The sequence below is a fragment of the Flavobacterium pallidum genome, assembly GCF_003097535.1.
Taxonomy (GTDB): Bacteria; Bacteroidota; Bacteroidia; order Flavobacteriales; family Flavobacteriaceae; genus Flavobacterium; species Flavobacterium pallidum.
This window is the reverse complement of sequence record NZ_CP029187.1, coordinates 1,087,263-1,110,097: the sequence shown is the minus strand read 5'-3', so window position 1 is coordinate 1,110,097 and position 22,835 is coordinate 1,087,263. Positions and strand designations below refer to the sequence as shown.

The window sequence follows — 22,835 nt, the reverse complement described above, 5'->3', positions numbered from 1 at the left end:
AGTTACTTAATGTTAGCAGATGTAGAAATTTTATTTATTGCATACAAGGCATAAAGTTGCCTGGTCGGAACACGTTTTTTTAAGAAGACAGTCGTGTCAAGTTGAATATATTCAGGCTCATTAACCTGAATTGAATTAATAATATTAGCAACCTCGTCAACTAACCTTGTTGGTTCTAAAAACTTCCCATCTGATTTTTGTAGTTCGAACATCTCTTGAAGTTTTTGAGCACTTGCAATCTTTTCTGAAAAACCATTATTGATTGTCTCTAAAAATTTATTTCCACCCTTGAATTTCGAAATAATGGATTCCAATTTAGTGAAATATCCGTCTTCAACATGTTGTATTGGAAAGCCTTTGCCTGTACCATATTGGATTGATGTTCTCCATTTTCGGTCTTCTTTTGTGCTTTTTTCAATATTGTAGTTGGATAATGTTACCGTTAAATTTCCTTCTTTTATTGGCTGCCACCGACATCTTGCATTCTTGTTTTTAATTGGGGGGTTATCAAGAGTCTTAATCTTATAATTGTTTAAATTAATTACCCCTTTGAGATTAGGACTTTTCTCTACAACTAATTCTTGACCTTTTTTTATGTTTAGCGAATCCAAAACAGTTTCTGCAAATGCCCTACTCACAGATGCACAAACGGCGTTGCCGACTAATCTCCATTTGGTATTCTCCGAGCCCATGAATTGATATGTTATTGGAAAACCCATAATAATGGCAGCTTCCCTAACTGTTGGCAACCTAAATTCACCGTCGCCCTTCCTATTAATTTCAGATTTATAAATTATAGACTCTCTGGAGTTCGCAATTCTAGTTGCTGTAATAGTTCTGCTTGGATTGTTTTCGTTTTCCGGAAAGGCCATCTTTCCCATAAATGGATGATTTATTTTCCAGTGTTTCGAAAATCTCCATTCTGCCTCATAAACGCCAGTATCATAAAAATGATCTGTGATTTGCGATTGTTCTATTTCAATTGGGTATTGAATGTCCTTAACAACATTTTGACTTTTTTTATCAAAAGGAGTAGGGAAATGATTTTTGATTTGCTTGATTGACTTATACTTTGGAAGACCGTCGCCTTTTTTACAATGGGTAGGTTTAGGAACAATCAATTTTTTCTTTTTGACTATTTCTCCTGAAATAACCCTTTTTCTTGATTGAATGGAACCATAATCAGCAGAATTTATTACGGCAGTATTTTCAAACAGGTCTATTGCTACAGTATTTGGGCCAATTCTGTGTTTATTTGCCCATTCGGTCAGATTTAAATCTTTAAAAGTGTATGATGTCTGTAGATATCTTTTAGAGTTGACTACATTCTCCATAAACCAAGCTTTCAAAATGGAATTTGGCTGGTGCTTTTTTACAGCCACAATCCTCAAAAAGCATTCGGTTAATTTAACCCCTAACGATTTATCCGCATTACCAGATTTGTTAGAGCTTGAAAAACTAACGCAAGGAGGGCTTCCGATAATTATGTCTGTATTTGGGATATTATCAATTTCCTCAATAGACTTCTCAAAATCCAATATGTTTTTTACTGAACAGTCAAGGTTGAAATTATGATTAAAAGTATCTGTTGCTGGCTTCCAATGGTCATAACCATACTTAATATCAAAGCCCATTTGTCTGAAACCTTCAGAGAACCCACCTGCCCCACAAAAAAAATCTATAACTGTTAACTTTTTATCCATGTGGATAAAAATACCGGTTGCTTTCTTATCTAGTATGTCAATAAATTTATTTTTATGAACTTATTTTTTAACATTCAATTATAATAATTGCGATTTTTCTTAATATTCTTTCCCCCTATATTTACCCCACCTAAACAATAACATGAAACTACATCTTTACCTTGCACTGGCAATTAGCCTGCTGCTGCCTATGGGTGCCTTTTCACAACTGACAGGCACAGTCAGTGATTCCCAAACCAAAATGCCGCTCGCGTTTGCCAATGTAAAAACCGACAAAGGCTATGTCGTAAGTACCGACATCAACGGGCAGTTTGCCCTTAACGAATCACAAAAAATCCTTTGGATCAGCTGCAGTTACATTGGTTACAAAACCAAAAAAATGACGCTCCAGCCTGGACAAAAAACAATTTCCGTTTTGATGGTGCCGGATGAAAGCCAGTTGTCCGAAGTGGTCGTTACAAATATCAATCCCGCCAATGCAATAATACGCAAGGTCATTGCCAGCAAACCGAAGAACAATCCCGAAAACCTGAAGTCGTTCGAATACAATTGTTACAACAAGATGATGCTGAACGTCAGGACGAGCGATACCACGCACATCAAGATTTCGAAGGACAAGCATGCCTTTATGATGGAATCGGTAACGCACCGGAAATTCCTTGCACCCGATTTAAGCGAGGAAATCGTAACGGCTTCAAGGGTATCGGGCTTCCGCGACCCGAGGTTTGCGACCGTGATGACCGATTTCCAGCCGTTCACTTTTTATAAGGAGGATATCCCGATGCTCGACAAGCACTACCTGAACCCGATTAGCGACAACAGCCTCAATAAATACAAATTCCAGCTTGAGGAAACGCGCGTATCAGGCCGCGATACGGTATATGTAATTTCATTTCGGCCAAAACCCGATAAGAATTTCGATGCCCTGAAAGGACAGCTTTACATCAACTCGAACGGTTATGCGGTGCAAAATGTGGTTGCGGCACCCGCCGAAAGGAAGAAAGTCGAGCTGCACATCGTGCAGCAATACCAATTCACAAACGGACAATGGTTCCCTGAACAGATGAGCTTTGCTTTGGTATTTAACGAATATCCGGCCAAAAACATGTCGATGGCCATGGAAGGCAAGAGTTACATTGACAGTGTACACATCAACCCGACGTTGCGACGCAGGGATTTCGGGATTGAAACAGTCCAGCTGCTGCCCGATGCAACGCAAAAGGACAGTGTTTACTGGAACAGTTTCCGGAAGGAACAACTCAATGCAATTGACCGTAAAACGTATCGGTTGCTGGACAGCGTCGGCGTGGCGCACAATACGGACAAGCTTCTGGAAGGTTTTGTGAGCTTTTTTAACGGCAGGCTGCCGATCGGGCCGGTAGATATTGACATCAACAGGACTTTCATGTTCAACAAATATGAAGGCACGCGGCTGGGGACAGGATTGTATACGAATAATAAGGTCTTTAAAAACATTACGCTTGGCGGATTTTACGGCTACGGATTCAAGGATGAGGAATCAAAATACGGCGGGGAAATCGTTTATGAAGCTTCGCGCAAGCATGAATTGACATTTGGCGCGAAATACTATAAAGATTTATTTGAAACGGGACTGCACAATACGGATGCTTCGCGTGGCGCGCTTTTCGATTACCGCAGGTTTATTGGCTCACAGTATGATATGAAAGAAGGGTTTTCGGTTTCGGCGGGTTTCCGGAGCCTGCGCTGGCTGAAATGGCAGTTTGCACTGGCCACAGAATCCGTTGCGCCTAAATACGATTACTATTTTGACAATAAAGGCACGCCAATCACCGATTACCACCATACGAACCTGAACATCAACCTGCGTTTTGCTTATAAGGAACGGTTGGCGACAGTTTTCAACAAACGCACCAGCAGCGGCACCAATTATCCGGTATTGCAACTTTCCTACACACGGGGTTTTAAAAACTGGCTCGATGGGGATTTTGCATATCATAAAATGGAAGCACAATTAAAGCAATCGTTTTACACCAAAACTTTCGGGACGACTTCCTATGCATTGCAGGCCGGATACCTAGACCGCCCGTTACCCTACGGACTTAACTTTACAGGCGAAGGCAGTTATGACAAGAAGATACCGGTGCTGATGAAAAATGTATTCCAGACTATGTATCCTTATGAATTCCTTTCAGACCGCTATGTGAACCTGTTCCTCACGCACGACTTTGCAGGGCTGTTGTTTAAGGCCGGCAGATTCCAGCCTGGGATTTCGCTGCATACCAACCTGGGCTGGGGCGACTTGTCCCGTCCGGAATCACACCAACTGATTGCATACAAGATAAAGGACAAAATCTTCGCCGAATCCGGATTGCAGTTTGACAGCCTGCTTAAGCTCGATTATTTCGGGATTGCAGATGCCGGCTTCGGGGTTGCTGCCTATTACCGATATGGGGCTTATACGCTTCCGGATTTTGATGACAACTTGGTTTTTAAATTGACTTTTAAGATGACCTTGAAGTAGGATTGGGTTATACGATCCCTGTTCCACCTTATAAAATCCCCACACGGAAATCCCATAAATAAAAATTTTAATCCTGTAAAAAGTTTGCAGTACACGGCAATAATTTTGGCATATAAACTTTTAAAAAAATTATTGCCATGAAAAATTTTAAACTTTACATGTTAGCCGCAGCAGGATGCTTAGCGATGACATCATGCTCGTCAGATGACGATAACGGTTCTAATAATAATGTGAGCGATGACATCACAGGGACTTATGAATTGAGTGCTGCAGTAGCTACACAGGCGCAGGATTATGATGGGGACGGTGATACCTCCACAGATTTAGTAACTGAAGGCAGCTGCTACAACGACAGCTGGATCAGTTTCCATGAAAACGGTACTTATGATGAAAGCTACTCTTACAGTACTATGGCCAACGGCGGTGTAAGCCTGGAATGCCACACTGAAGTTTCTTCAGGAACTTATACACGCAATGGGAACACCATTCATACTACAAGTACTTCTGGCACCGTAGGTGTTGAAGCTTCTTATGTATTGGATGTAAGCAACCATACTTTGAAACGTACTGCCGGAAACAGTACCATGACACGTTTTAATGAGAACACTGCTCTTTGGGCAGAAGCCACAGGAAGCCTTCAGTTGGTTTTCAAGAAATACACCGACAATGATACCGATAATGGCAGCACAGATGATGACACTGACAATACAAGTACAAGCGGAATGGCCGAAATCATGGGCAACTTCGGATTGGATGCACTGATTGCCGGAAGCGCACAGGATTTGGATGATGATGGCAACAGCTCTACAGACCTTACCAACGAAGTGAACTGTTACAGTGATTCACACATCATGTTCCACACCAATGGTACTTACGAAGAAACAAGGTCAAGAAGCGTTTTAGGAAACCTGAACCTTTCCTTAGACTGCGATACTGAAACGAGCACAGGTACATGGACACGTGTTGGAAACAAAGTGTTTACTAGGTCTTCAGGGAACGCTTCAACACGTACAACGTTCGACCTGGATTCGTCAACACACATCTTAAGCCGTTCTGAAAGTAATGGTGATTATCCTTCATTCAACACCCTGACCAACATTTTCGCGATGGTATCGGGCAACCTGAAGTATGAATACCAAAAATCAAACAATTAGTCGCTATAGTTTATATAATTAATAACAACTAAAGCCTGCCGGATTAAAAACGGCAGGCTTTTTCATTTCATAAGCTTATACTGAAATCCTGTAATGTTACGCGGGTGGCTGAGGCTTAGTTTTGCAGGTATAAACTTAAAAATTCATATTGCAATGAAAAACTTCAAACTTTACTTATTGGCCGCAGCAGGATGCTTAGCGATGACGTCATGCTCTTCAGATGATGATGAGGACAACACAGGAAATGCCAGCCTTGTCGGTACTTACGAACTTACGGCTGCCGTAACCGCAGATGCCCAGGATTTTGATGGTGACGGCGACACCTCTACAAATTTGGTTACAGAAGGAACCTGCTACAACGACAGCTGGATCAGTTTTCATGCCAATGGAACTTATGACGAAAGCTATTCATACAGCATGGTAAGCAATAACGGCGTGAGCCTGGAATGTCATACCGATGTATCTGCCGGGACCTATACACTTACAGGCAGCACGATTACCACGACGCGTACTTCCGGCACTGGGGATGCAACAGCTACTTACAGCTTTAATTCGCAGAACCACAAACTACTGCGTGTAGTAAACAATGCCGCTACATCAATGTTTAACACGACAATGGCACTTTGGGCCACCGGACACGGTAACCTGGAACTGACTTTTGAAAGGTACACCGAGAACGATACCGATGCTGGTGCTACCGATGATGATACCAACAATACCAATGCTACAGCAGCGGCTGAGGTAACAGGAAGGTTTGAATTGACTTCTTTGATCACCGGATCTTCTCAGGATCTTGACGATGATGGTGACAGCTCCACAGATCTTACCAATGAAAACACCTGTTACGGTGACTCGAACATCCTTTTCCATACCAATGGAACTTATGAGGAAACAAGAACCTGGACTACCGTTGGCAATTTAGGGGGATCTCTTGATTGTAATACCGTAGCGCATACAGGTACCTATACCCGAAGCGGAGCAAACGTATACACCAGGAGTGCTGATGGTGTCAATACTATGTATACTTATAATGCTACTACCCATTACCTGAAACGTAGTGATGCTGATGGTTCGATTCCGACGTTTAACAGTACCACGAATCTGTATGCTATGACGACCGGGAATTTAGAATACGAGTATTCGAAAACAAATTAAAATTCCTATCATAATTAGTTAATAATAAAAAGAGCCGCTTCAATAAATGAAGCGGCTCTTTTGTGGCCTGATATATGTTTTATGACTTGTTCCTGCAATGAATAATGGGCTTTACAAAGACTTTGAAAAGAGATGAGTCCCTGAAAATTTCATTAAGAATGTTTCGCTCAAAATACATCGGCCAATCGGCCACAAAAAAAGCCGCCTTATTACAGGGCGGCTTTTTGATATCATGAATTGCAATTACATTTTTAATACCTTGAAGTTGGCTTCCTTATCTTCAGATTTCAGTTTGAAGAAATAAGTACCTGCGGCAAATCCGGAAATGTCAACCGTTGCATCAACGGAATTAACAGTTTTCCTATACAATAACCTGCCTTCTATATTGTAAACAAGTATTTCGCCAATACTGGACTTAGCACTGATATTCACAATGTCCTTGGTAGGGTTTGGATAAAACGCGAAATCAAAGCTATTGTTTTCATCAATACCTAAGTTAGGACTCATTGTAAACAGGTATTCTATATAGCCAGTAGAAAGGAATCCTGAGCAGACCGGCCTGACTTTTACCTTGTATTGTGTTCCCACGGTAAGATTTGTAGCGGAATAATTCATCACGGAAACCTGATCAGGAAATTCAAATGAACTCGAAGCTTCGCTGACAGAAACTTCCCACTCATCCGTACCACTCGTATCTGCCCAGTTTACCTGAATAGAACTGGCGGAAAGTGATGACACACTGATATTGGAAACCCTGTTCACGCAAGCACCAGCGCAGTCCGTACTAAGGCATGAAGAACCGTTTACGAAGTTTAATACCGCTCCTCTGGGCTGAGGACCAAAGCCATTGTTGAATGCAATACCGACACCGTTAACCAAATGGCAGTAGCTCATCATAGTCCCTTTAACATTTGCCGGCGGTATCGGACCCAGCTCACAATCGCCTTCCACATAGCCGGCACAACTGTCTATAGAGGTGTTGTTACCATTCCAGACGCAGGCATGTGTATGCCTTGATCCAAGTACGTGTCCGTTTTCATGTGTTACCACATTCACAGTCCAGGAATATGTTGGGACATCCTGGTAACTAGGATCAACGTCTGAATAACTGTAGTTTAAGTTCGTACAAATCCCTCCAATAGTCGCTGCTACACCGCCAAGTCCTCCCGGATCTATTCCTATAAGTGATCCTACATCACCATCGAAATTAGGGCGTAAACTTCCAAACTGGTCTTTGTAATCAGAAGAATCTGAACCTGTATAAGGGTCCGGAGTAGTCCACATAAAAAGAGCCTTAAAGGCAATAGTTACTGTCTCATTTGCATAAAGTGTCTGGATATTATTAAACAGTCCCATCATCCAGTTTGCAGTAGAATAGGCATTGCTGCCATTGCTTTGGTACAGGTTATAGTCCATTTCAAAATACATTGAAACGCATTTTACGGTCTGTGGGCTTGCCGTTTGGTTTCCGTCTCGGTGTGCATCTACACTGCCACTTATATTTTTATCATTTGTATGGCACTCGAAATTCTGGCTTACCTGCATATTCTGGTCCTCATAAATGATGTAATCATTGGCATTGCCTTCTTTTATGAGTTTACCGATAACCAGATTGCTCAAATCCGGATTCGAAACAATACCCATCATCTGCCCATCGTAGAAACTTAAGGAAGCAATAGAGTTTTCATCTCCTTTGATCATTCCACGGTAATAAACCCCAGGTGTAAAAGGCATTGATGATTGCCTGTCTGTATCGATATGGAAACCATCTGCAAACAAATTCACGCTGTAAAGCTGCACCGTAACCAGTTTTTGATGGTATGGGATTTCCACTTCAATCGTAGGGTATTTTTGCGCGACAATGTCATTGATCACATTCACATTTGCTTTCGCGTAAGCAGCATCTTTTACGATAGCTTCACGACTTTTATCAATTGCGCTCGTAGGCGTGAAAACCTGAAAGTTTTTGAATACCGCTTTCTTCGCAATTAACTTTTCCACATCCTGTACTACAGCTTTCTGCGCCTGGAAGGTGACAGAAAACAGGAGCGCTGTTAAAAGGATAATTTTTTTCATAGTGTTTTTATAATTAAAAGAGGTCAAATATAAGGTATTAATTTGTTAATTTTTTGATTTATAAAGTTTTCAGGTCCTTAATTACCTTAAAAGCCACATCTACATCATCTTCACTCACAAGGACTGTGAATTCATAAGAAGTAGAAATTACCTCATTGATGATGATCCCTTCCCACGCCAGCCTTTGGAATATAAAATAGTAAACGCCCGGTGTCGACACGTTATCTTTCGGCAGCTTAATGGTAATTGAGGCCAGGTTTTCAAATTTATGCAACAGCCTTTCGCCTGAAAAATGCTTGTCAACCAAATGGCTTACGCTTTCGCTGACTACGATATTGGTTTCACTGACGCCTCTGGAAGAGGTATAGAAAATATCAGAATAATTATTGATTTCAGAAATCAGTTCTGCCTGTTTGTTCAAAATGGTATCCGAAACTGCAAAAGTAAAATCGGACAGTGAAGAGCGCACCGTGATTTCTCCTAGATTCTTCAGGACTTTTACGATTTTGTGGTTCAGCCGGAAATCAAGGTCTTCAGAAAGCCTTTTCAGCGCCATGACAATAGCGCCTTGCTTTACGTCTTTGCCCAATTCAGTCTGGAGTTCAGGAAGCATATTCCTTGAAAGTGATGTCAGGTTGATGATGCCCTGCGACAGCGCACTTAAAAGAAATGGCTTGGTCTTGATGTAGTTTTCGACTACAGCAGAAATTGTTTTCATAAGTATGGTTGTGGTGGTGTTTGTTTTGCAAACATACAATTAAAAAACAATTTGTTACAAATATAACACGCTAAAAATGATAAAAAGCGTCTTCAAGATGCTCAATAATAAATTGATTGTTAGTCGCGTGGATGGCAATAATGTCAAATCGGACCTGCATATCCAGGTCATTATCTTCAACATATTGGTTGACGGCTTTGACCAGAAGTTTGATCTTTTTAGGCTTCACGAATTCCTGCGGCAACCCGAAATCAACAGATGACCTGGTCTTGACTTCAACAATGGCCAATATATTTTCTTTGCGCGCAATAATATCGATTTCCGCTTTCTGGAATTCCCAGTTGGTTTCCAGGATTCCATAGCCTGCTTTCTGCAGAAACGCCACAGCCAGTTCTTCTCCAAGTTTTCCTAATTCGTTATGGGAGGCCATTTTTTAGTTTTCAGTGGACAGTGGCAGTAGGCAGTTATTCGAAGTTGACTTTTGAACCTTTTTCGGACACATCGACGGAAACCGTTTTTCCAAAAATCATCGCATGATTGTCTTTGATGTGCCCTGCCGGGAAATTATAAATCACCGGAATTTTATAATCCTTAAGGATATCCTGGATAATCTGCAGCGCATCTTTCCCCCACGGGATGTCATTGTCCTTCATTTCGGTCATGCCGCCTACGATTACGGCTTTCAGTCCGTCAAAGTAGCCGTTGCGCTTCAGGTTCATCATCATGCGGTCGATGTGGTATAGATATTCGTCCAGGTCTTCGATGAAAAGGATTTTCCCTTTGTAATCCACTTCTGATTTTGAGCCTAAAATACTGTATAATACAGACAGGTTTCCGCCGACTAGCTCCCCTGAAGCTTTTCCTGTTTTGTTGTAAGCATGTGACGGCAAAGTGTATTCAAGCTTTTCCCCGAACAGTGCCTTACGCAAAGATTCGATTGCTTCAGGCGTGGCCGTTTTGGCATTCATTGTCATCAGTGCGTGCATCGTTTCGATGCCCATGTTGTTGATGTGGCTGTGTAAAACCGTCATGTCGCTGAAGCCAATGACCCATTTCGGATTTTTCTTAAATTTTGTAAAATCAAGCCTGTCGATAATCCTTACTGTCCCATATCCGCCTTTTCCTGCCCAGATGGCTTTTATGGCCGGGTTGTCCATCATGTCCTGGAAATCGGTGGCTCGCAGCCAGTCGGCACCGGCGAGCTGATGGTCTTCCTTCCCGATCGTTTTCCCGATCGCAACATGCAATCCCCAGCTTTCAAGCAATTTGATTCCGGGTTGCAGCGTGGCGAGTTCAATTTTCCTGGCGGTAGCCAAAATGCCTACCGTATCGCCTTTCTTTAAGAATTCAGGTGTAATCATTTTTCGTTGTGCTTGAGTATTTTCGGAAATGAAAAATCCAAAGCAAAATAGTAGAAGCAAGGCTTTCGGGTATTTCATTGTTTAAAAATCGGTTCAGACAAAAGTATCAATAATTTTTATGCAACCTGAACTGTTGTTATTCCGACATCGTTAAAATCCGTACTTTTGCAGTCAATTTCTCAAGAATTATGATACAAAATCCAAAAAGATACACGGTTACGGCCGCTTTACCTTATACAAATGGCCCCATCCACATCGGGCACCTCGCAGGCGTTTATGTGCCTTCCGATATTTATTCGCGTTACCTGCGCATCCAGGGAAAGGATGTGGCGTTTATCTGCGGAAGCGATGAACACGGCGTGGCGATATCGATGAAAGCCAAAAAAGAAGGCATTACGCCGCAGGAAGTCATCGATAAATATGACGGCATCATCCGTAAATCCTTTGCCGATTTTGGAATTTCGTTTGACAATTATTCGCGCACTTCATCCAAGGTACATCATGAAACGGCTTCGGCATTTTTCAGGAAACTGTATGATAACAGCCAGTTTATTGAAGAAGTTACCGAACAATTATATGATGCCAAAGCCGAACAGTTCCTTGCCGATCGTTTCGTAACCGGAACCTGCCCTAAATGCGGGAATGAGGAAGCGTATGGCGACCAGTGCGAACGTTGCGGATCGACCCTGAACGCTACCGATTTAATTAACCCAAAATCTACTATTACCGGTGAAACGCCTGTTTTGAAGGAAACCAAACATTGGTTTTTGCCTTTAGATCAGTACGATACGTTCCTGAAAGAATGGATTCTTAAAGACCACGCTAAGGACTGGAAAACCAACGTTTTAGGTCAGGTAAAAAGCTGGCTTGACGATGGCCTGAAACCACGTGCCGTAACGCGCGACCTCGATTGGGGTATTCCGGTTCCTGTGGAAGGCGCTGAAGGAAAAGTTTTATACGTATGGTTTGACGCCCCGATCGGTTACATTTCTTCGACCAAGGAATGGGCAGAACGTGAAGGAAAAGACTGGGAACCATACTGGAAAAGCGCCGACACGAAACTGGTACATTTTATCGGAAAAGACAATATCGTGTTCCATTGTGTGATTTTTCCAGCCATGCTTAAAGCAGAAGGGTCTTTTATTTTACCTGACAACGTTCCTGCTAATGAATTCCTGAACCTCGAAGGCAACAAGTTATCAACGTCCAAAAACTGGGCAGTGTGGCTGCATGAATACCTTGAAGACTTTCCGGACAAGCAGGATGTATTGCGTTATGCACTAACGTCAAATGCTCCGGAAACCAAGGACAATGATTTTACCTGGAAGGATTTCCAGGCACGCAATAACAACGAATTGGTTGCTGTTCTTGGGAATTTCATCAACCGCGTTGTGGTCTTGACACATAAATATTATAACGGAATCGTTCCTGAACCAAATGATTTTACCGAAATCGACGAACAGACATTAACCGAAATGCGTGCTTACCCGGCAGTCATTTCAAGTTCTGTGGAGCGCTACCGTTTCAGGGAAGCGCTGGGCGAAGTAATGAATGTGGCGCGCCTCGGCAATAAATACCTGGCTGATGAAGAGCCATGGAAAATGGTGAAAGAAAATCCAGAACGGGTAAAAACACAAATGTTCGTCGCACTGCAGATTGCCACTGCTTTGGCCGTCCTGGCTGAACCATTCTTACCGTTCACTTCTGAAAAACTGAAACGCATGCTGGGCATACATGTAAGTCCGGAAGAAGTAAACGACTGGGAAGAGGTGGCCAAACCGCAAACGATACTTTCACCAGGAACACTACTAGGTGCAGCGGAATTGCTTTTTGCAAAAATAGAAGATGACGAAATCCAAAAACAGGTTGACAAACTTGAGGCAACAAAAACCGCGAATAAAGCTGAAAACAAAAAAGTGGAAGCACAGAAAGAATTAATCCAATATGAGGATTTTGCAAAAATGGATTTGCGTGTCGGAACCATTTTAGAAGCCGAGAAAATGCCTAAAGCAAACAAACTGCTGATTTTAAAAATCGACACCGGCATTGACATCAGGACAATCGTTTCGGGTATAGCCGAAAGTTTTTCTCCCGAAGAAGTCATTGGCAAGAAGGTAACTGTTCTTGTGAATCTTGCCCCAAGGAACCTGCGCGGCACGGAAAGCCAGGGCATGATCCTGATGACAAACAATGCTGAAGGCAAACTGGTTTTTGTGAATCCGGATACCGATGGTGTTGGGAATGGTGAAACTATAAATTAATCCTGCTTTGAGAAACACTGGGATTTCTCCGGGACAATTCAACATATTATGAATATCAAAGTAATCGCCTTCGATGCTGACGACACCCTTTGGGTAAATGAGCCTTATTTCCAGGAAACTGAAGAAAAATTCTGTGAATTGCTGGCACCATATTTGTCAAGGCACACCTTATCACAGGAACTTTTTAAGACTGAGATTGCCAATCTTCGTTTGTACGGTTATGGCATTAAAGGCTATATACTCTCCATGATTGAAGCGGCTTTGCAAATTTCGAACAACACCATCAGCAATGAGGTGATTGCCAAGATTATCCAATATGGAAAGGAACTTCTGGAAAAACCAATTGAATTACTCGATGGCGTGGAAGAAGTGCTTGAAACCCTGAACCCGAAATATAAAATTGTCGTAGCAACAAAAGGGGACTTACTGGACCAAAGGCGTAAACTCCACAATTCGGGATTGGGGAAATATTTCCATCATATTGAAGTGATGTCGGACAAGCAGGAAGTCGATTATTCCGATCTGGTGAAACGCCTTGACATTCATCCCTCTGAATTCCTTATGATTGGAAATTCCTTAAAGTCGGATGTACTCCCGGTTTTGGGAATCGGCGGGCATGCCATTCATATTCCGTTCCATACAACCTGGGCTCATGAGAAAATCGACCATCAGGTGGTTCATGAGAATTTCCGAGACTTTGAAAAAATCAAGGATGTCCTTTACCTTTTCCAATGATGAAGCAATATCTTGACCTTGATTCATGGCCCAGGGCAGCCCATTTCGAATTCTTCCGCAAATTTGACGAGCCTTTTTTTGGTGCCGTCGTGGATATCGATTGCACCAAAGCCTATACAATAAGCAAAGAACATGGTGATTCATTTTTTCTTTACTACCTGCACAAAACCTTGAGTGCAGTGAATGCCATTGAAGCTTTTAGGTACAGGATCGAAGATGAAAAAGTCATCATTCATGAAACCATCCATGGATCGGCGACCATTTCGCGTGATGATGGTTCATTCGGATTTTCATTGATTGCTTTTCATGTGGATTTCGATGTGTTTTCACAAAATGCTTTGGTGGAAATTAACCGTGTCAAAAACACCCCCGGACTTTTCACCAGATCCTTTGACGAAGACAGCCTGATTCATTTTTCAGCGTTGCCCTGGGTTAAATTCACGTCTTTGTCACATGCCCGGAGCTTTTCATTTCCTGATAGTTGCCCGAAAATTTCTTTTGGAAAAGTGACAACTGACCAAAACGGGACAAAAACAATGCCCATGTCAGTTCATGTACACCACGGCTTGATGGATGGGCTACATGTGGGTCAATTTATTGAGTATTTTCAGGAGCTGATGAATATATAATGCTTAATTTCACGTTCAGGATAAAAATTTATTTTGAAAATGATTCACATGCTACGGTTAACGATACTTTTTTTATTCTTTGCCAATCTGGCTTCCTCACAAACCTTATTGGTTTCCACTCCGCTGGAATTGAAAAAAAACAGTGATTCGCATCAGGCAATGAATGCCGTGAACAGAAAAACAAATGAGGTCTATGCATTTGTGGCTGATAAGGAAAAAATTCATTTATTGCATTATAACAACGCGCTGTTTCTGCGTGATACACTCAGTGTGGATTTTCCGGACAAGCAATCTCTGTCATTCATCGGATATGCTTTTGAAGGAAATAATCCAGTTCTTTTGCTGGCCGATACCGACTTAAAAAAAGTACAGCAGATTGTCTTTGATCTGGAAGACAAATCGACTTCAGTTAAAACCCATGACTTCATTCCTAAAGGTGAAAATTTCATCTGCAGTTTTACTCAGGATGGTATCTTTTACGCAATCACCACGCTGCAAAAAGCATCAAATCTAAAATTTTATATCTTTAGCAACGGATCTCTTTTACAGCAAACCATTGACTTTTCCGGTTTTGAGTTTGCCGACGAAAGAGCGGAGACGATTTCATTTTCAGACTTGCTTTCCAGATTCCCGATTGAAAAACTGGAAACCCAATCCGTCAATGCACTTGCTTCAGGAATACAGAAAACGAAACTATTTATCGAAACCGGAAAAATCATCCTTACCATTGATACCAATCCAAAATTAACTTCCTTATTCCAGATTAACCTTAATGATTTTTCGGTTAATAAAACCGATTTTCTCCATCCTGTCATTAATCCGCAAAACCCGAAGGTTTCAGAACAGTCAAACTCTTATTATAATTCCAATCGGTTGTACCAATTGAAATTCAACGAAGAAAAACTAATGCTTTCTTCCACTGATTTGTCAAAGCCAGATATTCCGCAAACTCATGAAGTTTCCATCAACGACACAATAACCTTCAGGCATTCAACGCTATGGAGCAGGACCGGAAAAAGGCAGCCATCAGAAATCAGTGTGAAAAAATTCTTCAGGAAACTGGACTCTTCGCAGGTCGGAATGACGGTTTATACCACAATGACTAAAAACACCCTGATCACCATTGGCGGATTGCGTGAAACTACGACTGCCGGCAACCTCATCCTGGGTGTGGCTTTAGGTGCAGGCTCCATAGCTTACGGAGGAAGCGGTGACGTTGTTAATTTATTTGACAATGACACTGCACAATCCGTATATTTTGAATCGGTTTTTGATGAACAGTTCAGGCACCTGGATTCGCAGCCGGAAATTCTGGCTGATGATTATATTTCCCAATTCCTTGATGATAACGATGCCATTATGCTTACAGATGTGTTCCGATATAAGGATTTTTACATCCTGGCATACTATGAGAAAAAAGGCAAGCGATATGTGCTGCGTAAATTCAGCGATGGCGGCGTAGACTAATTTGCAGTTTATTTTCCCAGTAAGAGTAATTCGTTCACAACTACTTCCGTGATGTAACGCTTTTCGCCGTTTTTATCATCATAACTCCGGTGCGTTAGTTTTCCTTCGACTGCGATTTCTTTGCCTTTCGGGACATATTTTTCTATTAAAGCCGCAATCTTTCCCCACGCAATGATCCGGTGCCATTGGGTTTCCTCGACTTTTTCACCTTTATCATTCTTGTATGTTTCATGGGTCGCCAGCGTCAGGATGGCTTTTTTCCTGCCTTCTGCGAATTCCGTTATTTCCGGGTCGCCTCCGGCATGCCCGATCAATTGTACTTTGTTCCTTAATGTGTTCATGGCTTTTCAAATTTTGTTATTGTCTTGTTTCATGCCGAAACCCTGCACTTGGTTCCGGTTTGGCAAAGGTTTTCCATTTGGCTTTATTTAACCGGTTAACAAACGTTTAAATTCGTTTGCTGTTGATTGCAAGCGTTTGCAAATGAATAATTATTATTATATTTGGTTGACTTTAAAAGTCTTAAACGCCATTAACACAAGGTATTTACTGTGTAGCCCCGATGGAAGCGGCATCCTTTTTCCTGCTCCTTTAGCAGGAAAAAGATATAGCGGACAGCGGGAACAGCTCCTGAAAATACCAACCATAAAAATGTAAAAGCCATGAAAAATTGCCTTGAATGCCATGAAAAAGTAGTGGGCCGGGAGGATAAGAAATTCTGCAGCGACGCTTGCCGCAACGCCTACAACAACAAAATCAACAAAGACACGACTAATTTTATGCGGAACGTAAACAACACCCTGAGACGGAATTACCGCATTTTGTCGGAGCTGAACACGCAGGGAACTTCAAAAACAGATCGGGCCCGGCTGTTGCATAAGGGCTTCGATTTTGATTTTTTCACGAATATCCTGACGACAAAAACCGGAAACACGTACCATTTTGTGTATGATCAGGGTTATCTTGCACTTAAAAACGGGCGGTATGTGCTCGTAAGGAAAGAAACCTAACCCCATATCCCCATGAAAAAGAAATTCGGTTCCCTCCCCACAATATTTGCTTTATCAGCCATCATTGTTTTTATTTTTTATTCGATGATGCCGAACTCGGTTACGGATCAAAACCTGCCCATGTCTGAGTTCTCAACGAAACGCGCTTTAAAGATTGTGGCTGAAATCGCTGAGAAACCCCACTATATCGGCTCAGCAAATCATGATGCCGTTGCCGAATACATCACAGGGGAACTTAAGAACCTGGGATTAGAAACCGAAATCCAGCAAGGATACAGCCTTACAGAATGGGGAAGCCTTACAAAATCCAAAAATATCATTGCTACGATGAAAGGCACTGGCGGCGAAAAATCGCTGTTGCTGCTTTCCCATTATGACAGCGCCCCGCATTCGAAATCTTACGGTGCTGCGGACGATGCAAGTGGTGTCGCGACGATCCTGGAAGGTGTAAGGGCATTTCTGCATCAAAAGACAGTCCATAAAAACGATATTGTCATTTTGTTTACTGATGCGGAAGAAATAGGATTGAACGGCGCAGCGCTGTTCGTACAGCAGCATGCTTTGGCCAGGAATGTCGGGGCTGTAATCAATTTTGAGGCGCGCGGCACTTCCGGCCCGTCATATATGCTGATGGAAGTTAACAAGGGAAACGCAGAAATGGTGCGGCATTTTTCAGAATCAAATGTCCCTTATCCTGCCTGTAATTCCTTGATGTACAGCATTTACAAGATGCTTCCTAATGACACCGACCTGACGGTTTTCAGGGAGAATGGAAAAATCCAGGGCTTTAATTTCGCTTTTATTGATGATCATTTTAATTACCATACGCAGCAGGATGATTTGCAACACCTTAATCCTGCGTCATTGGCGCACCACGGAAGTTACCTGATGCCTTTGATGAAACATTTCTCGGATGCTGACTTGGCATCGCTGGACACTCCAGATGATTCGGTGTATTTTAACATTCCTTATGGATTTATCAATTATCCGTTTTCCTGGAACTTTCCTTTATTCATCATATCGATAGTAATTTTTTGTGGGCTTTTGTTTGTCGGTTTCGGCAAAAGGGTTTTGAATGGAAAAGACATCGGGAGGGGATTTTTAGTGTTTTCAGGTGCGGTTTTCGTTGCGGGAATTTTGGCATTTTTGGGTTGGAGGGCCATATTGGCAGCCTATCCGCAATACACGGACATCCAACAGGGATTTACCTATAATGGCCATGATTACATTGCTGCTTTTATTATGCTGGGACTGGCTGCGGCGTTGTGGTTTTATCGCCGTAATATCCCTGAAATGCAAACAATGAACTATGCCGTTGCTCCTATTTTACTATGGATTTTGATCAATGGCGGCATCGCCTCTTTTTTACCAGGCGCGGGTTTCTTCATTATCCCAACTTTGGCGGCATTGATCGGGTTCGCTTATTTTATCGTTACACAAAAAACGTCGCAATTCCTGAATGTGCTATTAGCCATTCCCGCTCTGGCATTGGTTGCCCCATTTTTATTGGCTTTGCCAGTAGGTTTGGGATTAAAGATGTTGTATGGGGTGGTGGCATTGGCGGTTTTGGTTTTCGGGCTGATGTTGCCCGTATTTGGGACAATGGCTGCAAAAGGCCGATGGGTCGTTGTGTTTTTATTGGGCTCGATTGGATTTATGCTGCATGCGCATATGCATTCCGGTTTCGAACCTGGCAAGGCGAAACCGAACAGCCTGCTGTACTATTATGATGCGGAAAAGCAAAAAGCATACTGGACGACTTATGACAACAAACCTGATGAATGGACAAAACTGTACTTGGGCGACCATCCTAAAAAAGCGACACTGTTGAATAAGGACAAGCTGTACAGCAAATATGATTCTGATTTCAGTTGGTGTGCCGAAGCGCCATTGAAGGATTTGGCTGCGCCGCAGATTGATTTTATAAAAGATACCATTATTGGGAATTTCAGATATTTTAATATCAAAATCACGCCGAACAGGAAAGTGAACCGCTATGATATTTTTGCCGCGGAAAAAATGAAACTTTACAACCTCAAAGCTAACGGAATTGCACATTTGAATCAAAAAGGATCTTTGTACAAGCGAAAAGGAAAAAGGATTTTATCGTATTATGTCGTTGATAATGAGCCTTTGGAAATGGCATTTGCTGTCGACAGGAATACGGTTTTTGATATGAGCCTGCTGGAATCCTCTTTTGACTTATTGGAAAATCCAATGTTCAGTATTGCGAAAAGGCCTCTTTCGACAATGCCATCTCCGTTTGTATTGAATGATGCCGTTGCTGTGAGGATGAAAATAAAAGCAAGCCCGAGACGTCCGGAAATTATTGCGCCGCCAATAGAAAACATCAGGAGCAATGCGGAAAATTAGTGTGCTGGGCTGTGGGTGGCTCGGCCTTCCTTTAGCGACAGATCTGATTAAAACAGGTTTCTCAGTGAACGGCTCGACGACTACTGAAGAGAAAATGCCCATCCTTAAAAGTTTTGGCATCAATCCTTTTTCAATTTCTGTAAATGCTGATGGAGTTCGGGGTGATATCACTTCATTCCTCAATTCGTGTGATACATTGATTGTTGATTTCCCGCCTAAATTGAGGGGAGATGCTTCAGAAAATTTCGTTTCTAAAGTAAGGAATCTTATTCCGTTTATTGAAAGCAGTACTGTTGCTCATGTGATATTTATAAGCTCTATATCCGTGTACGGCGAAAATCAGGGTATTGTTACTGCATCCACATTGCCTGAACCGGTTACGGAATCCGGAATGCAATTGCTCGAAGCCGAACAACTTTTAATGGAAAACACTCACTTTACTACGACCATCGTGCGCTTTGGAGGGCTTGTCGGAAACGATCGCCATCCGGTTTATCATCTTGCCGGAAGGACAGATTTGGACAACCCTGGAGCTCCCATAAACCTGATCCACATCACAGATTGTTTAGGGATTATTTTGTCGATAGTCAACAAAAACGTTTCGGGCGAGATTTTCAATACCGTGGCACCATTCCATCCTTCGCGAAAAGATTACTATAGCGCAAAAGCGGCTTCAATGGGTTTGGCCGAACCACATTTTAAAGAAGAGGCAACGGGAACAGGCAAAGTTATTGACAGCAATAAATTGCGGCAGGTTTTGGACTATGAATTTTCTGTTACCGAAAAAATATAAAAAAACCCGATTGTGAATCGGGTTTTTCTTTTAATATGATCTGATTATTTTTTTACAATCAGGAATTCGCTTCGGCGGTTGAGTGCATGTTGCTCTTCGGTGCAATTCTCTTTGCAATCAATCTTAGGCTCACTTTCACCATAACCTTTACCCGAAATCCTGGAAGCATCGATGCCTTTTGAAATCACGTACTGTACGGTAGCTTTCGCCCTGCGGTCTGAAAGATCCATGTTGTAAGCATCTTTACCCCTGTTATCAGTATGCGATTTTACGAAAATAACCATCTCAGGGCTGCTCTTCATTACCTGGATAAGCTTATCCAATTCAAAGGCACCTTCCTGTGTGATGTTGGCCATGTTGTATTCGAAATTGACATCTTTAAGGATCACTTCTTTTTCAGTTACGATAACATCGATAGGGTTCAATGGTGCGTCAACTTTCACTTTTCCACCCTTGCTTTTTGCTATTGGGAAAACGGCACTGTCATAACCCTCTTTTGATGCCTGTATGCTGTATTCTTTGTTACATTCCACAACATACATCACTTCTCCGTTGGCAGTTGTGCTCCTGGTTTCGATGATGTTTTTCTTAGCATCGAGAATCGCTACACGAGCACCCTCAATCGGTTGTCCTGTTTTAGCATCTGTCACTACAGAAGTGGCTTCTACGCTGCAAACCGGATCCGCAATAAAAATATCGTCTGTCCCGCTGCGGTTACTGGAGAAGAATCCGATGTTTTTAGAAGTACTGAAAGTAAACGAAAAATCATCTTTTTCGCTATTTACCGGTTTCCCGATATTTTTAGCTTCGCCGTCCTGGCCTGTTTTATTCAGATCGATCGAAAATACGTCCAATCCACCCAGACCTTGCTTACCGCTTGAAGAGAAATAAAGTACGTTGTCATCCGTGATATACGGAAATTGTTCATTGCCTTCGGTATTCACTTTCTTACCAAGATTTTCCGGAGTACCATAACTGTCATCACCATTAACGGAAACTTTCCAAATATCTGACTGACCCATTGTACCAGGCATATCTGAAGAAAAATACAAGGTTTTGCCATCTTTACTAATCGATGGGCCGCTTGTAGAATATGCTTTGCTGTTAAAAGGCAACGAGATAAGGTTGCCCCACTTGCCATCCTGCTTTGTCGCTTTGTAAATATTGACAACACCGAATTTTGTTTTCAGTTTTTTGTCTTTCACAAAGTTGTTGTCAGCCTGGCTGTCGCGTGCAAAGTACATCGTGTTTCCGTCGGCGGTGATGGTTACCGGCCCTTCGTGCCATTTTGTGTTTAATTCGGTAAGCTCTTCCACTTTTCCGAAAGTACCGTCAGCGGCATTGTAAGAAACATAATAGATGTCAAGGTATGGCTCGTCATTCCAGCCGTCTGTCCTTTTGGATTTATTGCGGGTACTGGTAAAGTAAACATTGTTATCATTGGCCAATACTGCACCGAATTCAGATTTTTCACTATTGATGGCAGTCGTCTTTACGTTGAAAGCTTTTTGTTTGTCAAGGAGCTTAGGAAGGTAATCCGGATTTTCCATAAAAGTCTTTGCCCTTTGATCGTTTGGCATTTTTGAAGCAAACACTTTCATTTGCTTATTTGACTCCTCATACTTGCCATTTGCCTTCAGCATTTGCGCATACTTGTAATAGGTCTCTGCATCTTGTGGCTCAGTCACTACTTTGGCATACCATTTGGCAGCTTCGGCTGTGTTGAACATATTGTAATACGAGTCAGCCAATTGCTTGTAAACATAATTATCTGCTTTTCCTTTATTGACAAGGTCCAGGTATTCCTTAACCGCATCCACATACTCTAATTGGGCAAAAAGCTTGTCGGCCTTCTGCGTATCCTTGTTTTGTGCCGATATTACATTGGCAGCAAAAGCTAAAATCAATACTATATATAATTTTTTCATTATCGGAGTGGCTATTAGGTTAGAAATATCTTGGTGAACGTGATACCTTTTTCGGGAAGTTCAAATCGAAAAGCAGGATGATCTCGTGTGAGGAGGTCGTCACCGTCTTCAGATCTGAAATGATGTGGTCATAGGCATAACCAATCCTCAGGTTCGGCGTGATGGCATAGTTCACCATACCTCCGAAACTGTCGTCCACGCGGTAGGTGGCACCGATCTCAAACTTCTCGATGAACAATGCGTTAAGCGATAAGTCCAGCGAACTCGGAGAGTTGAAAGCCGATTTCAGCATCGCGAATGGCTTCAGCTTCAAATCAGGATTGATCTGGAATACGTAACCTCCCGTAAGGAAGTAATGCTGCGTCTCGGTACCGTATTTGATCCCGTTGTAGTCCAGATGGTTCGCCTTAAGCATGTTCGGGACCGAAAAGGCTACGTAGTAACGGTCTGTGTAGTAAAAGAATCCGGCACCGACATTCAGGTAGACGTTGTTGGTGTCTTCGCGGAAAGCGTCGTCGTCAAGGTCCGGAAGGCTCGGTGCGATCTCGCTGTTGAGCCCGATCCTCTGGAAGGTGGCCCCTGCCTTAAGACCTAAGGCCAGGCGGTGTTCCCCGCCAAGGTTCAGCGTGTAGGAAAAATCACCATAGGCGTTCTGCTCCTTCACCGGACCGATCTCATCGGAGATCAGCGAGAGGCCCACGCCCACATTCTTGCCCACAGGCGTAGATCCTGAAAACGAAAACGTCGATGGTGCGCCGTCAACATTGACCCATTGCTTGCGGTATAAAAGTCCGAAGGAAAGGTTCTCCTTCGAGCCCGCATAAGCAGGGTTCATGACGTTCATGTTATACATATACTGCGTGTAGTGGGGATCCTGCTGCGCACTTGCGTCAATCAGGGCAAGCAGGAATAATAAGGCGGCTAATTGTATTTTCTTCATCTCTTTGATTGTTATTTCATTTGGTTATG

At 42.4% G+C, this 22,835-nt stretch carries 18 protein-coding genes; 10 read left to right on the top strand and 8 right to left on the bottom strand.

Features of this window, described 5'->3' with window-relative positions:
• Window positions 1–2: 2 nt before the first annotated feature.
• Window positions 3–1,703, bottom strand: coding sequence for a DNA cytosine methyltransferase (locus HYN49_RS04530; RefSeq protein ID WP_108903012.1), 1,701 nt, complete (start codon window positions 1,701–1,703; stop codon window positions 3–5).
• Window positions 1,704–1,845: 142 nt separating this feature from the next.
• Here HYN49_RS04530 and HYN49_RS04525 point away from each other — a divergent pair, with 142 nt between their 5' ends.
• The 3 genes from HYN49_RS04525 (at window position 1,846) to HYN49_RS04515 (ending at window position 6,515) form a co-directional block, all read left to right on the top strand.
• On the top strand, window positions 1,846–4,206 hold the full coding sequence (locus HYN49_RS04525) for a DUF5686 family protein (protein WP_108903011.1): 2,361 nt from the start codon (window positions 1,846–1,848) through the stop codon (window positions 4,204–4,206).
• 137 nt (window positions 4,207–4,343) lie between these two features.
• Window positions 4,344–5,360, top strand: coding sequence for a hypothetical protein (locus tag HYN49_RS04520; protein ID WP_108903010.1), 1,017 nt, complete (start codon window positions 4,344–4,346; stop codon window positions 5,358–5,360).
• Window positions 5,361–5,513: 153 nt separating this feature from the next.
• Window positions 5,514–6,515 (top strand): hypothetical protein, encoded by a 1,002-nt coding sequence (locus HYN49_RS04515; RefSeq protein WP_108903009.1) that lies wholly within the window; start codon window positions 5,514–5,516, stop codon window positions 6,513–6,515.
• A 243-nt stretch (window positions 6,516–6,758) separates the two neighbouring features.
• Here the strand turns inward: HYN49_RS04515 and HYN49_RS04510 are convergent, their stop codons facing one another.
• The 4 genes from HYN49_RS04510 to HYN49_RS04495 form a co-directional block, all read right to left on the bottom strand.
• Window positions 6,759–8,591 carry a zinc-dependent metalloprotease gene (locus tag HYN49_RS04510; RefSeq protein ID WP_108903008.1) on the bottom strand — a complete coding sequence of 611 codons (1,833 nt, stop codon included), beginning with the start codon at window positions 8,589–8,591 and terminating at the stop codon, window positions 6,759–6,761.
• Between the two features lie 58 nt (window positions 8,592–8,649).
• Window positions 8,650–9,309, bottom strand: coding sequence for an ACT domain-containing protein (locus tag HYN49_RS04505; RefSeq protein WP_108903007.1), 660 nt, complete (start codon window positions 9,307–9,309; stop codon window positions 8,650–8,652).
• Between the two features lie 70 nt (window positions 9,310–9,379).
• The gene (locus HYN49_RS04500; protein ID WP_108903006.1) at window positions 9,380–9,739 is read right to left on the bottom strand and encodes a YraN family protein; all 360 of its coding nucleotides are present in this window, start codon (window positions 9,737–9,739) and stop codon (window positions 9,380–9,382) included.
• Between the two features lie 34 nt (window positions 9,740–9,773).
• Window positions 9,774–10,670: a S66 peptidase family protein gene (locus HYN49_RS04495; protein WP_108903005.1), complete on the bottom strand. Its 897-nt coding sequence runs from the start codon at window positions 10,668–10,670 to the stop codon at window positions 9,774–9,776.
• 188 nt (window positions 10,671–10,858) lie between these two features.
• Here HYN49_RS04495 and metG point away from each other — a divergent pair, with 188 nt between their 5' ends.
• The 4 genes from metG to HYN49_RS04475 are packed head-to-tail and all read left to right on the top strand — an operon-like array spanning window position 10,859 to window position 15,762.
• Window positions 10,859–12,931, top strand: a complete 2,073-nt coding sequence (gene metG / locus HYN49_RS04490) for a methionine--tRNA ligase (protein ID WP_108903004.1) — start codon at window positions 10,859–10,861, stop codon at window positions 12,929–12,931.
• Window positions 12,932–12,979: 48 nt separating this feature from the next.
• Window positions 12,980–13,666 (top strand): HAD family hydrolase, encoded by a 687-nt coding sequence (locus HYN49_RS04485; protein ID WP_108903003.1) that lies wholly within the window; start codon window positions 12,980–12,982, stop codon window positions 13,664–13,666.
• Window positions 13,666–14,295, top strand: coding sequence for a chloramphenicol acetyltransferase (locus HYN49_RS04480; protein ID WP_108904954.1), 630 nt, complete (start codon window positions 13,666–13,668; stop codon window positions 14,293–14,295). Before HYN49_RS04485 ends, HYN49_RS04480 begins: the two co-directional genes overlap by 1 nt.
• Window positions 14,296–14,343: 48 nt before the next feature.
• Window positions 14,344–15,762 carry a hypothetical protein gene (locus HYN49_RS04475; RefSeq protein ID WP_146185051.1) on the top strand — a complete coding sequence of 473 codons (1,419 nt, stop codon included), beginning with the start codon at window positions 14,344–14,346 and terminating at the stop codon, window positions 15,760–15,762.
• An 8-nt stretch (window positions 15,763–15,770) separates the two neighbouring features.
• On the opposite strand, the gene HYN49_RS04470 is transcribed toward HYN49_RS04475, so the two are convergent.
• Window positions 15,771–16,103, bottom strand: a complete 333-nt coding sequence (locus tag HYN49_RS04470; protein WP_108903001.1) for a single-stranded DNA-binding protein — start codon at window positions 16,101–16,103, stop codon at window positions 15,771–15,773.
• Window positions 16,104–16,424: 321 nt separating this feature from the next.
• Here HYN49_RS04470 and HYN49_RS04465 point away from each other — a divergent pair, with 321 nt between their 5' ends.
• From HYN49_RS04465 to HYN49_RS04455, 3 genes are read left to right on the top strand one after another with little or no spacing between them, the layout of a single operon-like run.
• Complete coding sequence (locus tag HYN49_RS04465; RefSeq protein WP_108903000.1) at window positions 16,425–16,772, top strand: hypothetical protein; 348 nt, start codon at window positions 16,425–16,427, stop codon at window positions 16,770–16,772.
• Window positions 16,773–16,784: 12 nt separating this feature from the next.
• Entirely contained in the window at window positions 16,785–19,145 is a 2,361-nt protein-coding gene (locus HYN49_RS04460; RefSeq protein ID WP_245892256.1) for a M20/M25/M40 family metallo-hydrolase, read from the top strand.
• Window positions 19,132–19,938, top strand: coding sequence for a Rossmann-fold NAD(P)-binding domain-containing protein (locus HYN49_RS04455; protein ID WP_108902999.1), 807 nt, complete (start codon window positions 19,132–19,134; stop codon window positions 19,936–19,938). Before HYN49_RS04460 ends, HYN49_RS04455 begins: the two co-directional genes overlap by 14 nt.
• A 44-nt stretch (window positions 19,939–19,982) precedes the next feature.
• Here the strand turns inward: HYN49_RS04455 and HYN49_RS04450 are convergent, their stop codons facing one another.
• Together HYN49_RS04450 and HYN49_RS04445 are read right to left on the bottom strand one after the other, a co-directional pair.
• Entirely contained in the window at window positions 19,983–21,866 is a 1,884-nt protein-coding gene (locus HYN49_RS04450; RefSeq protein ID WP_108902998.1) for an OmpA family protein, read from the bottom strand.
• 19 nt (window positions 21,867–21,885) lie between these two features.
• Window positions 21,886–22,806, bottom strand: coding sequence for a PorP/SprF family type IX secretion system membrane protein (locus tag HYN49_RS04445; protein ID WP_108902956.1), 921 nt, complete (start codon window positions 22,804–22,806; stop codon window positions 21,886–21,888).
• Window positions 22,807–22,835 lie beyond the last annotated feature (29 nt).